Consider the following 13,181-nt stretch of genomic DNA (forward strand, 5'->3'; position numbering starts at 1 on the left):
GTATGGAGTTGATGGTTCTCATGGATGCGTTTATCCAGCAACTGCTCAACGGCTTGCTGTCGGGCAGTCTCTACGCGCTAGTGGCCTTGGGTTACACCATGGTCTACGGCATTTTGCGGATCATCAACTTTGCCCACGGCGATGTGTTGATGATTGGCGCGCTGGTGGGCCTGTCGGTGATCCGTGTGCTGCAGGCGGCCTTCCCGCAGATGCCGCCGGTGCTGTTGCTGCTGGCAGCGGCGATGATTGCCATGGCCTTTTGTGCGGTGCTGGCGGTGGTGATCGAGCGTGTCGCCTATCGGCGCTTGCGCAACGCCCCGCGCCTGGCGCCGTTGATCAGTGGTATCGGCGTGTCGCTGTTGTTGCAGACCGTCGCCATGCTGGTCTGGACCCGTAACCCACAGATGTTCCCGCAATTGCTGCCCCTGGAACCCATCGAAGTGCTGGCCGGCGATGCCACCCATGCCGCCGTGACCAATGCCACCGCGCTGACCACCATTGGCGTGGCGCTGAGCCTGATGGTCGGGCTGTTGCTGCTGGTCGAGCGCACACGCTTTGGCCGGGCCATGCGCGCCGTGGCCGAGAACCCGCAAGTGGCGAGCCTGATGGGCATCAACCCCAACCGCATCATCGTCATGACCTTCGCCATCGGCGGCGCCCTGGCCGCGCTGGCAGGCATCATGATGGCCAGCAACTATGGCAGCGCGCATTTCTATATGGGCTTCCTGCCCGGCATCAAGGCCTTTACCGCAGCAGTGCTGGGCGGCATCGGCAACCTCAAGGGCGCCATGCTCGGCGGCCTGCTGCTGGGGCTGATCGAAGCCTTGGGCACCGGCTACCTGGGGGCTGCCACCAACGGCGTGTTCGGCAGCAACTACCAGGATGTGTTCGCCTTTATCGTGTTGATCGCGGTGCTGGTGTTCCGTCCCCAAGGGCTGTTGGGCGAACGATTGGCGACCCGCGCATGAGCCTGGCAACCGCTGTGAGCCCTTCGAGCAAACGCGCCAGCCTGGGCCTGGTGCTGTTCGCCCTGGCCCTGGTGTTGGCCCCATGGATTGTCGGGCATGCCGGCGGCAATACTTGGGTGCGCACCCTGGACTTTGCCCTGCTGTACATCATGTTGGCCCTGGGCCTGAACATCGTGGTGGGTTATGCCGGCCTGCTGGACATGGGCTTTATCGCCTTCTACGCGGTGGGCGCCTACCTGGCGGCATTGCTCTCGTCGCCCCATCTGATGCAACAGTTCCCGGCCTTGCTGGCGCTGATGCCAGAGGGCATGCACACCTCGATCTGGCTGATTCTGCCACTGGCGGCGCTGTTGGCGGCCGGGTTCGGGGTGATCCTTGGGGCGCCGACCCTGCGTTTGCGCGGCGACTACCTGGCCATCGTCACCCTGGGCTTTGGCGAGATCATCCGCATATTGCTGCGTAACCTGGACCGCCCGGTGAACCTCACCAACGGCCCCAAGGGCATCGCCCAGGTTGATCCGGTGACGCTGCTGGGGGTCAACCTGGGGCGCACCCAGGAACTGTTCGGCCTGCGCTTGCCCTCGGTCTACCTCTATTACTACCTGTTCGCCGCGTTGGTGGTGCTGATCCTGTTTGCCTGCATCCGCCTCGAGCGCTCGCGCATCGGCCGCGCGTGGATGGCGATCCGCGAAGACGAAGAGGCGGCCCAGGCCATGGGCCTCAATACCTTGCGCCTGAAGCTGCTGGCATTTGCCATTGGTGCGGCGTTCGGCGGTATCAGTGGGGCGCTGTTTGCCTCGTTCCAAGGCTTTGTTTCACCCGAATCCTTCACCCTCAATGAGTCCATCGCCGTGCTGGCCATGGTGGTGCTCGGCGGCATGGGGCATATCCCCGGGGTGATTCTGGGCTGCGTGTTGCTCGCGGCCCTGCCCGAAGCGTTGCGCGCCAGCATGGGCCCCTTGCAGCAGGCGCTGTTTGGCCAAGTGCTGGTGGACCCGGAAATTATCCGCCAGCTGTTCTACGGCCTGGCGCTGATTCTGGCGATGCTGTATCGACCCGCCGGCCTCTGGCCGAGCCGCACAGGAGGTGCACCTTGAACCATCCGTTATTACAGATCGAGAAGGTCAATAAACAGTTTGGCGGCGTGGCCGCGCTCGATGACGTGAGCTTGAGTATCGAGGCCGGGGAAATCTACGGCCTGATCGGGCCCAATGGCGCCGGCAAGACCACCTTCTTTAATGTGATGACGGGGTTATACACCCCGGACTCCGGGCGCTTTCAACTCGACGGCCAGGAGTACCAGCCCACGGCGGTACACCAGGTGGCCCGCGCTGGCATCGCGCGCACGTTCCAGAATATCCGCCTGTTCAACGCCATGAGCGCCCTGGAAAACGTCATGGTCGGGCGCCATGTACGCACCCATAACGGCGTGTGGGCGGCCTTGAGCGGGCATTCGCGCGGGCGCGAGGAAGAAGCGCAGACCCGCGCCCACGCCCATCGCCTGCTGGCCTATGTCGGCCTGGCCGGGTTTGCCCACTACCGTGCCGACAGCCTGTCCTACGGCCACCAGCGGCGCCTGGAAATTGCCCGTGCCCTGGCCACCGAACCGCGCCTGCTGGCCCTCGACGAGCCGGCCGCCGGCATGAATGCCAGCGAGAAAGTGCAACTGCGCAGCCTGCTGGAAAAAATCCGCGACGACGGCCACACCCTGTTGCTGATCGAACACGACGTGAAGCTGGTGATGGGCGTGTGTGACCGCATCAGCGTGCTGGACTACGGACGCGTGATCGCCGTGGGCGCGCCTGCCGAAGTGCGCCGCCACCCGCAAGTGATCCAGGCCTATCTGGGAGCCGGCGCCCATGTCTGAAGCGTTGTTGCAGATTGCCGGCCTGAAGGTGCGTTACGGCGCCATCGAGGCGGTCAAGTCCCTGGACCTGCATATAGATGAAGGCGAACGGGTCACGTTGATCGGCGCCAATGGCGCCGGCAAAAGCTCCAGCCTCAAGGCCCTGACCGGGTTGCTGCCGGCCGCTGCGGGGCAGATCCGCTTTGCTGGCCGCTCGATCCTCAACCTGGCGCCCCATGAGCGCCTGACCCTGGGCATCGCCATGGTGCCGGAAGGGCGTGGCATTTTTGCGCGCATGAGCGTGCTGGAAAACCTCCAGGCCGGCGCGTTCCTGCGCCGCGACCCACAGCAAGTCAACCTGGAAATCCGCCAGTTGTTCGAACACTTTCCGCGCCTGGAAGAACGCTTGCAGCAGTCGGCCGGCTTGCTCTCCGGTGGCGAGCAGCAGATGCTCGCCCTGGCCCGTGCGCTGCTGTCCAAGCCCCGCCTGCTGGTGCTCGATGAGCCGTCCATGGGCCTGGCGCCGATCATGGTCGAAAAGCTGTTCCAGGTGATCGATGATGTGTGCCGCCAGGGCATGACCCTGCTGCTGGTGGAGCAGAACGCGCGCCTTGCGCTGCAAGTGACTGACCGCGCCTATGTGATGGACACCGGGCGTATCAGCCTCAGCGGTGCCAGTGACCAATTGCTCGACCACCCCGAGGTGCGCAGTGCCTACCTCGGTGAATAACCCCATAACAAACGCCACCGGACGCCCGGCGTGTTTCGTCAACCCCACAGGCCATGAGGGCCTGCTGAGAAACAGGAAAAAACCATGAACAAGACTGCCCCCTTCAAACGCGTACTGTTGTTGAGCCTGGCCATGAGCGGCGTGGCCCAGGCCGACCAGACGGTACTGATTGGCCTGGCCGGACCCTTGACCGGTCCGTCGGCGCGGATCGGCAAAGACCTGGAAAACGGCGCGCAACTGGCCATTGACCAGGCCAACGCCAAGCACCTGAAAATCAATGGCGAGGCCGTGACGTTCAAGCTGGTTTCCGAGGATGACCAGTCCGATCCACGCACCGCCGTCACCGTGGCCCAGCGCCTGGTGGACGAAGGCGTAGTTGGCGTGGTCGGCCATTGGAACACCGGCACCAGCATTCCGGCAGCGCGGGTCTACCATGACGCCGGGATTGCCCAGGTCGCACCGGTGGCCACTGGTCACGCCTACACCCAGCAAGGTTTCGACACCAGCTTGCGGATCATGGGCCACGACGATGACGGCGGCCAGGTCGCCGGCGACTACGCACTCAAGACCCTCAAGGCGCAGCGCATTGCCGTGATCGACGACCGCACCGCGTTCGGCCAGGGCCTGGCGGACCAGTTCGTCAAATCCATCGAGGCCGGTGGCGCCAAGGTGGTTGCGCGCGAATACGTGGACGACAAGACCATCGACTTCAGTGCGGTGCTGACCAACATCCGTGGGCAAAACCCGGACCTGATCTTCTTTGGCGGCGTCGACTCCCAGGCTGCACCGCTGGCCCGGCGCATCAAGCAGTTGGGGATCAAGGCCCCATTGATGGGCGCCGGCGGCTTTGTCAGCCAGACCTTCCTGCAACTGGCACAGAACGAAGGCGAGGGCGTGATCGCCCTGGAACCGGGCCTGGCCGTGGCGCAGATGCCAGGCGGCAAAGCATTTGAAGAGGCCTACAAGGCGCGCTTCAAGAGCAACATCGAGCTGCACGCACCTTTTGCCTATGACGGTGTGGGCGTGCTGATCGCCGCCATCGAGCAGGCCAATTCCACCGATCCGCAGAAGTACCTGCCGGTACTGCGCGCCATCAGCTATCCGGGCGTGACCGGGACTATCGCATTCGATGCCCAGGGCAATCTGCAGAACCCGTCGTTCACCGTTTACCAGGTCAAGGCCAATCAATGGCAACCGGTGAGCGTGGCTGGCGGCAAAAAGTAACGCGCTGGATTTAAGTGTAGGCGCAGCTCATGTAGGAGCTGTCTCGCCCGGCGAGGCTGCGATGGGATCACCGCGGTGTATCTGCGACACCGTGGTGTCTGCATCGCAGCCTCGCCGGGCGAGACAGCTCCCACATTTGGCAGCACCCACATTGGATCTTCGCAGCCATTTTGAATGAGGCACACCATGAGCAAACTTGAAGGTGAACTGGGCATCCTGGCCCGCCGGCGCATCGAGGCCGAGATCATCAAGCCGATCTACGAAATCCTCGTGCGCGAGCAGGGCAAGGCCTTTGCCGCAGCGGTGATTGGCGAAGCGGTGGGCAACGCCGCGATCCAGGCCGGCAAGCACTTTGCCGCCCAGGAAGAGCAGGGCGCCGACCTCAAGAGCTTCGTTGAGCTGCAAGTGCTGTGGGAAAAGGACGACGCGCTGAAAGTCGAAATCATCGCCAGCGATGCCGAGCACTACGACTACGACGTCAAGCGTTGCCGCTATGCCGAGATGTACCACGAAATGGGCCTGGGCGAGATCGGCCACCTGTTGTCGTGCAACCGCGACGAGCTGTTTATTGTCGGCTACAACCCGAATATCGAATTGACGCGCACCCAGACCATCATGGGCGGCGCGCCAAGCTGTGACTTCCGCTACCACGCCAAGCCCCAGGAGCCGCGCTCGTGAGTGCCCTGGCGCGGGTCAACGGTGAGCGCCTGTGGGACTCGCTGATGGAAATGGCGCAGATCGGCGGCACGCCCAAGGGCGGTGTCTCGCGCCTGGCGCTGACCGACGAAGACCGGCGCGGGCGTGACCTGTTCGTGGCCTGGTGCACAGCGGCCGGGTGCAGCATTCGTGTGGACGCCATGGGCAACATCTTCGCCCGCCGCGCCGGCCGCCTCGACCAGCTGGCCCCGGTGCTGACCGGCTCCCACGGCGACTCGCAGCCAGCGGGCGGCAAGTTCGATGGCATCTACGGCGTGCTGGCCGGCCTGGAAGTGCTGCGCACCTTGAACGACCTGGGCATCGAAACCGATCGACCGATCGAGGTGGTCAACTGGACCAACGAAGAAGGCTCGCGTTTTGCCCCGGCGATGATTTCTTCAGGGGTGTATGCCGGGGTGTTCGACCTGGAATACGGTTTGTCCCGCGAAGACAAGGCCGGCGTGACCATCGGCCAGGCGTTGCAGCAGATCGGCTACGCCGGCCCGCATCCGGTGGGAGGGCAGGCGGTGCATGCGGCGTATGAGCTGCATATCGAGCAAGGCCCGATCCTTGAAGCCCAGGACCTGACCATCGGCGTGGTCACCGGGGCCCAGGGCCAGCGTTGGTATGAAGTCGAACTGAGCGGCCGCAGCGCCCATGCCGGCACCACGCCAATGGATCACCGCCTGGATGCACTGCTGGGCTTTGCCCGGGTGGTGGAGGCGGTCAACCAGATCGGCCTGGCCCAAGGCGCCGAAGGGCGGGCGACGGTGGGCATGGCCAACATCTTCCCCAACTCGCGCAATGTGGTGCCGGGGCGGGTGTTTTTCAGTGTTGAGTTCCGCCATCCCGATGAGACGGTGCTGGGCGTGCAGGACCAGCAACTGCACGAAGCCGTGGCGCGGATTGCCGAGGGGATTGGCCTGCAGGCCAGCGTCAAGCAGATCTTCCAGTACGCGCCGATTGCCTTCGACAAGGATTGCGTAGACGTGGTGCAGACCGCGGCCGCAGCGCTGGGCTATAGCCATCGGCGGATGATTTCCGGCGCGGGGCATGACGCCTGCTACCTGAACCAGGTCGCGCCGACGGCAATGATCTTTGTACCTTGTGTGGATGGCTTGAGTCATAACGAGGCGGAAGAGATCCACCCGCACTGGTCCACGGCCGGGGCGGATGTGTTGTTGCAGGCGATTCTGGCTTCGTCGCGTGAGTGATGGATGGGAGCGGGCTTGCCCGCGAAAGCCCTAGGTATCTACACAACTTTCAGAAACTGACGAACTCTCCCGTGGCGAGCGGGCTTGCCCCGCGTTGGGCTGCGGAGCAGCCCCAAAAAGCCCGCCGCGTTTCTTCAGATAAACCGCGATGGCCGGGTTTAGGGCTGCTTCGCAGCCCAGCGCGGGCAAGCCCGCTCGCCACAAGCCAGCTCCCACCTTCGTTCTGCAGCGCCCCCCTGTGGGAGCGGGCTTGCCCGCGAAAGCGGTAGTTCAGTCACCACCTGTAATCGGCACAAACAGCTGGCTCATCACCTGCAACAAGTGATCATCCGCGCCAGCCGCGCCTATCACTTGCAACCCCACCGGCATGCCCCTCACGTGCCCCACCGGCAGGCTGATCGAGGGCAGGCCGGTGAGGTTCCAGGCGCTGGTATGGCTGAGTACGGCGGCGCGTACGTCAATGTCCTGTTCGCCCACGCGCACTTGGCGTGCGTTCACCTGTGTGGCGGTAATCGGCACAGTGGGTGAAACCAGCAAGTCATAGTCTTCGAACAACCGCGCCATGGCCGCTTTGTACTGCGCCTGGCTGGCCTGTGCGCGAATGTACTGCCAGCCTCTGACCTCGCTCGACACCTCAAGGCGCTCGCGTACCTCCTGGTCAAATTTGTGCGGCGCATCGCGCATGCGTTCGGCATGTACTGCAAAGGCTTCGGCACGTTGCAAGGTCTGCAAGGTGTCCTTCATGCCCGCCGCGATTTTTTGCAGCGCGTCAGTCTCTTGCAGCGCTTCGCCAAACAGCTGTTGCGCCGCCTGGTAGACCTGCTGATGCAGCTCGGCATCCACCGGGCCGAAGCTGGCGCACGTGATCCAGCCCACGCGCAACGCTCGAGGCGTGGCCGCCGGCCGGCAAGCGCGTCCTGCCAGCACTTCGAACAACAGGCGTGCATCTTCAACGTGGTTGGCGATGGGGCCGACGTGGTCGAGGCTGGACGCGAGCGGGAACACCCCGTCCAACGGCACGCTGGCAAACGAGGGCTTGAAGCCGACCGTGCCGCACAAGGCCGCCGGAATCCGGATCGAGCCGCCCGTGTCGGTACCCAGCGCCAGCGGCACCATGCCGCTGGCCACCGCCGCGGCACTGCCGGCGCTGGAACCGCCGGTGATGCAGCGCGCATCCCACGGGTTGCGCGCCGCGCCTTGCAGTGAGCGGTCGCCAGTCGGGCCATAGGCGAACTCATGGGTCAAGGTCTTGCCGATAATCACCGCCCCGGCCTCGCGTACGCGTTGCACGCAAAGCGCATCGTGGCTGGGTTTGAAACGGTCGAAGTGCGCTGAACCGTAGGTGGTGATGTAGTCAAACGTGTCGATGTTGTCTTTGACCGCTATCGGCATGCCCTGCAGCGGGCCCAGGTCCTGGCCTTGGGCAAACAGCGCGTCGGCCTTGCGGGCCTGGGCCAGAGCCACGGCGGCATCAACATGAACGAACGCATTCAACACCGGGTTCAAGCGTTCGATGCTGTCCAGCGCGGCCTGCGTCAACTCGACACTGGTCACGCTGCCGGCACGCAGGCGCGCGGCCAGCGTGATGATCGACTGACCAAAAAAGTATCCAGCGTGGGTAGGCTTCACCAGGCTCATAAATGCAACTCCATCAAACAGCAGCGGGTTGAGAGGACGGGGCAACCTGACGCCCGCCCGGGCGCACCATCAGCATTGCGCTCATGCCCAACGCGGTGGCCACGGCGGCGGCCACGAACATCGATGAATAGCCGTAACGCACGGTCAGGTAGCCGGTCAGCATGGGGGCGATAAACGACGCGGTGTTGGCGATAAAGTGCGTCATGCCGCTGTAGGCACCCACCCGATTGGACGGCGCGGTGTCGATGACCACCGCCCAGTACACGGAGTTGGGCAGGGCATTAAGCGCATTGGCCAACGTCATCAGGGCAATCACGCCCCAGACGGTCTGGGCTTGGGAAACCATGATGAAGCACAAGGTTGTCAGCAACAGACAGGTCGCGGCCAGCCAGCTGCGGGCGACTTTCAGGTTGCCGGTGCGGCGCAGCAGCAAGTCCGAAATCTTGCCGCCCAGCAGCACGGTGAAGCAGGCGCCGGTCCATGGGATCATGCCCATGTACCACAGCGACGACAGGTTGTAGTGGAACTCGTCCTGCAGGTATTTGGGGGTCCAGGTCAGCAGCAGGAATGTCACGTACACAAACGAGAAGTAACCGACGGCGTTGAACAGCAGGTCTTTGTTCTTGAAGAAGTGCCAGAGCGGCGCAACGCTGGTAGTGGGCGTCGACGCATTGGCGGCCTCGGCGCGCTCTTTGCGCAGGAAGTCGAGTTCGGCCTTGGACACGCGCGGGTTTTCATCCGGGGTGTTGGTGAAGCGCGTCATGAAAAACACCAGCAGCGCCAGGCTGACCACGCCCAACACCACGAACATGCTGCGCCAGCTGCCGGTCAGGGTTTGCAGGCCCACAGCCACAGGCGCGGTGAGCAATGCGCCCAATGGGGTACTCAAGAGGCCGACCGCGACCACAAAACCGCGCTCCTTGGGCGTGGCCCAGTTGGCCACGCTCTTGTTGATCACCGAGTAGGCCGGACCTTCGGCAAAGCCGAACATCACGCGGATCGTGGCGAAACCGGCCATGGCCGAGCCGCCGAGAAACGCCAGGCCGAAGTCGCCGGCAAATGCCGTGGCGATTTCGAAGACCGACCACGTGCCTCCGGCGATCAGCCAGATGCGCTTGGCACCAAAGCGGTCGGCCAGAATGCCGCCGACCAATGCCCCAAGGATGTAGCCGTAACCGAAGTAGCCCAGGACGTTGCCCCAGTCGGCTTTGTCGAAACCGTACTCGGGAAGAATGCTCGCCGACGCATAGGCAATCGCGCCACGGTCGATGTAGTTGAGCAAGGCCATGAGCATGATCAGGAAGAAAATCTGGTAGCGGAAGGACGGGATAGCGGGGCTGTTCATAGGGATCTGACTCTTCAAAATGATGGCAGAAGTCAAAAAGTCGGCCGCGTCCGGCGTATTTTTATTGGTTGCCCAAACGTTTGGGTAGGCGAAATGTAAGGTGGGAAAAAATTTTAGTCAAACGTTTGGGTAAAGATTTATCTGCGGCTGCGGTACGCCCGTTCGGGTAGAATCTGCGCGCTAAATATCAGACAGTCGGAAGCCCCTCAGACATGCCGAGCCCATCTCGTCCAGCCACCTTGAAGTCCATGGCGACCGCACTTGGCGTGCATGTCTCCACGGTGTCCCGGGTACTCAACGGCGACCCGGCCGGGGTCGAGCGCGCGGCGTCTGCCGAAGTGGTGGCGCGTATCCGGGAGTTGGCAAAAGAGCTGGATTATCGGCCGAACACGCAGGCATCTAGCCTGAAACTGCGCAAAAGCCAGGAAATCTGTGTGCTGATGCCGCGCCTCACCGACCTGGTGATGGCGACCATTTACGACAGCATCGACAGTGCGGCCGAACAGGCCGGCTACCTGACCTTCGTCTCCAATACCGACGACCAGCAACCCCGCCAGATGGCCCGTGCCGAGCATGCCTTGCGCCGCTCGGTGGCCGGGCTGATCGTCGGGGACTCACATGTCGGCGAAAGCCAGCCGCTCCTGGAACTGCTGACGCGCAAGCACATTCCCTACGTGCTGGTCAGTCGCCAGATTGCCGGGCATCTGGCGGCGTGCAGCGACGATGAACGTGGCGGCTGGCTGGCGGCCGAGCACTTGTACCAGTTGGGCTGTCGCGATGTGGCCATTCTGGCGGGCGAACGGCATGCCTCCACCGGCGCTGATCGCACGCGCGGGTTTACCCGTTATTACCGGGAGCAAGGCATTACGCTGCGCCCGGAATGGACGCTCAATGGTCCTTTTGACAGCCTTACCGGGCACCGCCAGGGCGAGTACCTGTTGGGACTCAGCCCACGGCCCCAGGCGTTTTTCGCGGTCAATGACTTCCTGGCCATCGGCTTGATGGGGGCTGCACGTGACAAGGGCCTGATGCCGGGCAAGGACATTGCCGTGGTGGGCTTCAACGACATACCACTGGCCAATGAACTGATGGTGCCCCTGACCAGCGTGCGCCTGCCCCTGGCAGACATGGGCCGGCATGCGGTTGAGCTGCTGCTCAAGCGCATCGAGGGCGAGGCGTGCGAGTCGATCATGGTGGCGCCGCAGTTGCAGGTGCGGGCGAGTTCGTCGTTGTTGCGCTGACTGAGGGCTGGCCATCGGCGGTGGAAAATGTGGGAGCGGGCTTGCCCGCGATAGCCATAGGTATCTACACAACTTTGCCGCAACGCCTAGATCCAGGCAGATAGCGCAGTTGTGGCGAGCGGGCTTGCCCCGCGCTGGGCTGCGAAGCAGCCCCAATAAGCCGAATGCGTTGTACCAGATACACCGCAGCGGCTGGTTTTGGGGCTGCTTCGCAGCCCAGCGCGGGGCAAGCCCGCTCGCCACAGGAGAGTTCGTCAGTTTCTGAAAGTTGTGTATATACCTATGCCGCGATAGCGGTGGTTCAGCCACTGTATTTATCAAATGACACACCCTCATCGTGGGCAAGCCCGCTCCCACAGGGGATTGTGCGAGGCCAACCCTCGGGTCAATCCAGTCAGCGAAAAAACTCCCCGGGTGTCGTATCAAACTGTTGTCGAAACGCGGCGATAAACGCCGAAACCGACTCATACCCACACCCCAGCGCCACGTCCGTCACCCGCTCGCCGCGTTCCAGGTCGGGGAGGGCGCCGAGCAGCCTCAGCCGCTGGCGCCAGGCGCGATAGGTCAGGCCGGTATCGCTCACAAACAACCGGCTCAGGGTTTTTTCGCTGACCCCCAGGCGCTGGCTCCACTGTCCCAGCGTGGTCGCCTGTTCGGGGTGCAGGCTCAGGCTGCGATAGATCTGGCGCAACCGGCTGTCCAGCGGCAGTGGCAGCATCAGGTCCACCTGCGGCGCGGCGGCGAGTTGGTCGAGCAGGACTTGGGCCAGGCGCCCATCGGGGCCATCTTCGGCATATTCCACCGGCAGTTCGCTGAAGCGGCGGATCAACTCGCGCAACAGGTCGCTCACCGCCAGTACCTGGCAGCGCTCCGCCGCCCAGGCGGTCACGCTGCAGTCGAGGTACAGGCTGCGCATTTCGGTGTGTGGAGAACTGAACACCCGATGTGGCATGCCCGCCGGGATCCACACCGCCCGTTGCGGTGGCGCCACGAAGCGCCCGGCACTGGTCTGGATCTCCAGCACCCCGGAGATTGCATACGACAACTGCACCCACGGGTGGCTATGGCGGCGGGTCAGGGCGCGGTTGGGCAGGGATTCGGTGCGGCCATACACCGGGCGCGGCAGGCTGGAGAGCCCAGGAATGCTGCGGCGAACGGCCTTATCGTGTCCTTTTGGCGGCATTTACTGGCTCATTGGCGTTAGTCGGTAACAAGCCGTTACGTTAGAGTCGGCACGACGCCCTGGCAACCCCTGGAAAGAACAGCCCATGACCCGCCCCCGGTTTTTACCCGATAACTTCACCTTGACCTTGATTGCCACGGTGGCCCTGGCCTCTTTGCTGCCCGTCAGCGGCCAGGCTGCCGTGGCCTTTGGTTGGGTGACCAACCTGGCCATCGCGCTGTTGTTCTTCCTGCATGGCGCCAAGCTGTCACGCCAGGCCATCGTTGCCGGTGCCGGGCACTGGCGTTTGCACCTGTTGGTGTTCAGCCTGACCTTCGTGCTGTTCCCGCTGCTGGGCCTGGCCCTCAAGCCGTTGCTGTCGCCGATGATTGGCAAAGATTTGTACATGGGCATGCTTTATCTGTGTGCGCTGCCGGCCACGGTGCAGTCGGCGATTGCCTTTACGTCGCTGGCGCGGGGCAATATCCCGGCGGCGATTTGCAGCGCGGCGGCGTCCAGTCTGTTCGGGATTTTCCTTACGCCGTTGCTGGTGACGCTGCTGCTCAATGTGCATGGCGACGGCGGCTCCACCGTGGATGCGATCCTCAAGATCAGCGTGCAACTGCTGCTGCCGTTTATCGCCGGGCAGATCGCCCGACGCTGGATCGGCGAGTGGGTGGGGCGTAACAAGAACTGGCTGAAGTTCGTCGACCAGGGCTCGATCCTGCTGGTGGTCTTCGGCGCATTCAGTGAAGCGGTCAATGAAGGCATCTGGCATCAGATCCCGTTGTGGGAATTGGCTGGTCTGCTGGTGGCCTGCTGCGTCTTGCTGGCACTGGTGCTGGTGGCGTCCGCGCTGTTGGGCAAGGTCTTTGGGTTCAATCAGGAAGATCGCATCACTATCCTGTTCTGCGGCTCGAAAAAGAGCCTGGCCACGGGCGTGCCGATGGCCCAGGTGCTGTTTGCCGGCAGCACCATGGGCGTGTTGATCCTGCCGTTGATGCTGTTCCACCAGATCCAGTTGATGGTCTGTGCGGTGCTGGCCCAGCGCTATGCCAATCGCCCGGAGTCCATTCCCGAGATCATGGCGCAAGTCGATCCCTGAACCATCGTGTTA

At 63.3% G+C, this 13,181-nt stretch carries 12 protein-coding genes; 9 read left to right on the forward strand and 3 right to left on the reverse strand.

Annotation, left to right across the window (positions count from 1 at the left end; genetic code table 11):
• Window positions 1-20: 20 nt before the first annotated feature.
• From C5F71_RS23820 to C5F71_RS23850, 7 genes are all read left to right on the forward strand, one after another.
• On the forward strand, window positions 21-968 hold the full coding sequence (locus C5F71_RS23820; protein ID WP_029292973.1) for a branched-chain amino acid ABC transporter permease: 948 nt from the start codon (window positions 21-23) through the stop codon (window positions 966-968).
• Entirely contained in the window at window positions 965-2,065 is a 1,101-nt protein-coding gene (locus C5F71_RS23825; RefSeq protein WP_029292972.1) for an ABC transporter ATP-binding protein, read from the forward strand. Before C5F71_RS23820 ends, C5F71_RS23825 begins: the two co-directional genes overlap by 4 nt.
• Complete coding sequence (locus tag C5F71_RS23830) at window positions 2,062-2,835, forward strand: ABC transporter ATP-binding protein (protein ID WP_029292970.1); 774 nt, start codon at window positions 2,062-2,064, stop codon at window positions 2,833-2,835. Before C5F71_RS23825 ends, C5F71_RS23830 begins: the two co-directional genes overlap by 4 nt.
• Window positions 2,828-3,544, forward strand: coding sequence for an ABC transporter ATP-binding protein (locus C5F71_RS23835; RefSeq protein ID WP_029292968.1), 717 nt, complete (start codon window positions 2,828-2,830; stop codon window positions 3,542-3,544). The genes C5F71_RS23830 and C5F71_RS23835 overlap by 8 nt, the downstream gene beginning before the upstream one ends.
• A gap of 84 nt (window positions 3,545-3,628) precedes the next feature.
• Window positions 3,629-4,768 (forward strand): branched-chain amino acid ABC transporter substrate-binding protein, encoded by a 1,140-nt coding sequence (locus C5F71_RS23840; protein ID WP_029292965.1) that lies wholly within the window; start codon window positions 3,629-3,631, stop codon window positions 4,766-4,768.
• Between the two features lie 186 nt (window positions 4,769-4,954).
• Window positions 4,955-5,446: an L-2-amino-thiazoline-4-carboxylic acid hydrolase gene (locus C5F71_RS23845; RefSeq protein WP_029292963.1), complete on the forward strand. Its 492-nt coding sequence runs from the start codon at window positions 4,955-4,957 to the stop codon at window positions 5,444-5,446.
• A complete protein-coding gene (locus C5F71_RS23850) occupies window positions 5,443-6,678 on the forward strand; it encodes a Zn-dependent hydrolase (protein ID WP_104912111.1) in 1,236 nt (411 codons plus the stop codon). Before C5F71_RS23845 ends, C5F71_RS23850 begins: the two co-directional genes overlap by 4 nt.
• 270 nt (window positions 6,679-6,948) lie before the next feature.
• On the opposite strand, the gene C5F71_RS23855 is transcribed toward C5F71_RS23850, so the two are convergent.
• Entirely contained in the window at window positions 6,949-8,316 is a 1,368-nt protein-coding gene (locus tag C5F71_RS23855) for an amidase (RefSeq protein WP_104912112.1), read from the reverse strand.
• A gap of 13 nt (window positions 8,317-8,329) precedes the next feature.
• The gene (locus tag C5F71_RS23860) at window positions 8,330-9,661 is read right to left on the reverse strand and encodes an MFS transporter (protein ID WP_029292957.1); all 1,332 of its coding nucleotides are present in this window, start codon (window positions 9,659-9,661) and stop codon (window positions 8,330-8,332) included.
• A gap of 212 nt (window positions 9,662-9,873) precedes the next feature.
• Here C5F71_RS23860 and C5F71_RS23865 point away from each other — a divergent pair, with 212 nt between their 5' ends.
• On the forward strand, window positions 9,874-10,902 hold the full coding sequence (locus C5F71_RS23865; protein WP_029292954.1) for a LacI family DNA-binding transcriptional regulator: 1,029 nt from the start codon (window positions 9,874-9,876) through the stop codon (window positions 10,900-10,902).
• A 394-nt stretch (window positions 10,903-11,296) separates the two neighbouring features.
• Here the strand turns inward: C5F71_RS23865 and C5F71_RS23870 are convergent, their stop codons facing one another.
• Window positions 11,297-12,085, reverse strand: a complete 789-nt coding sequence (locus C5F71_RS23870) for a helix-turn-helix domain-containing protein (RefSeq protein WP_029292952.1) — start codon at window positions 12,083-12,085, stop codon at window positions 11,297-11,299.
• Between the two features lie 85 nt (window positions 12,086-12,170).
• Between C5F71_RS23870 and C5F71_RS23875 the strand changes: the two genes are divergently transcribed.
• Window positions 12,171-13,169 carry a bile acid:sodium symporter family protein gene (locus tag C5F71_RS23875; protein WP_104912113.1) on the forward strand — a complete coding sequence of 333 codons (999 nt, stop codon included), beginning with the start codon at window positions 12,171-12,173 and terminating at the stop codon, window positions 13,167-13,169.
• Window positions 13,170-13,181 lie beyond the last annotated feature (12 nt).

Source organism: Pseudomonas sp. LG1D9, from assembly GCF_002949995.1.
In the GTDB taxonomy this organism is placed as follows: Bacteria; Pseudomonadota; Gammaproteobacteria; order Pseudomonadales; family Pseudomonadaceae; genus Aquipseudomonas; species Aquipseudomonas proteolytica.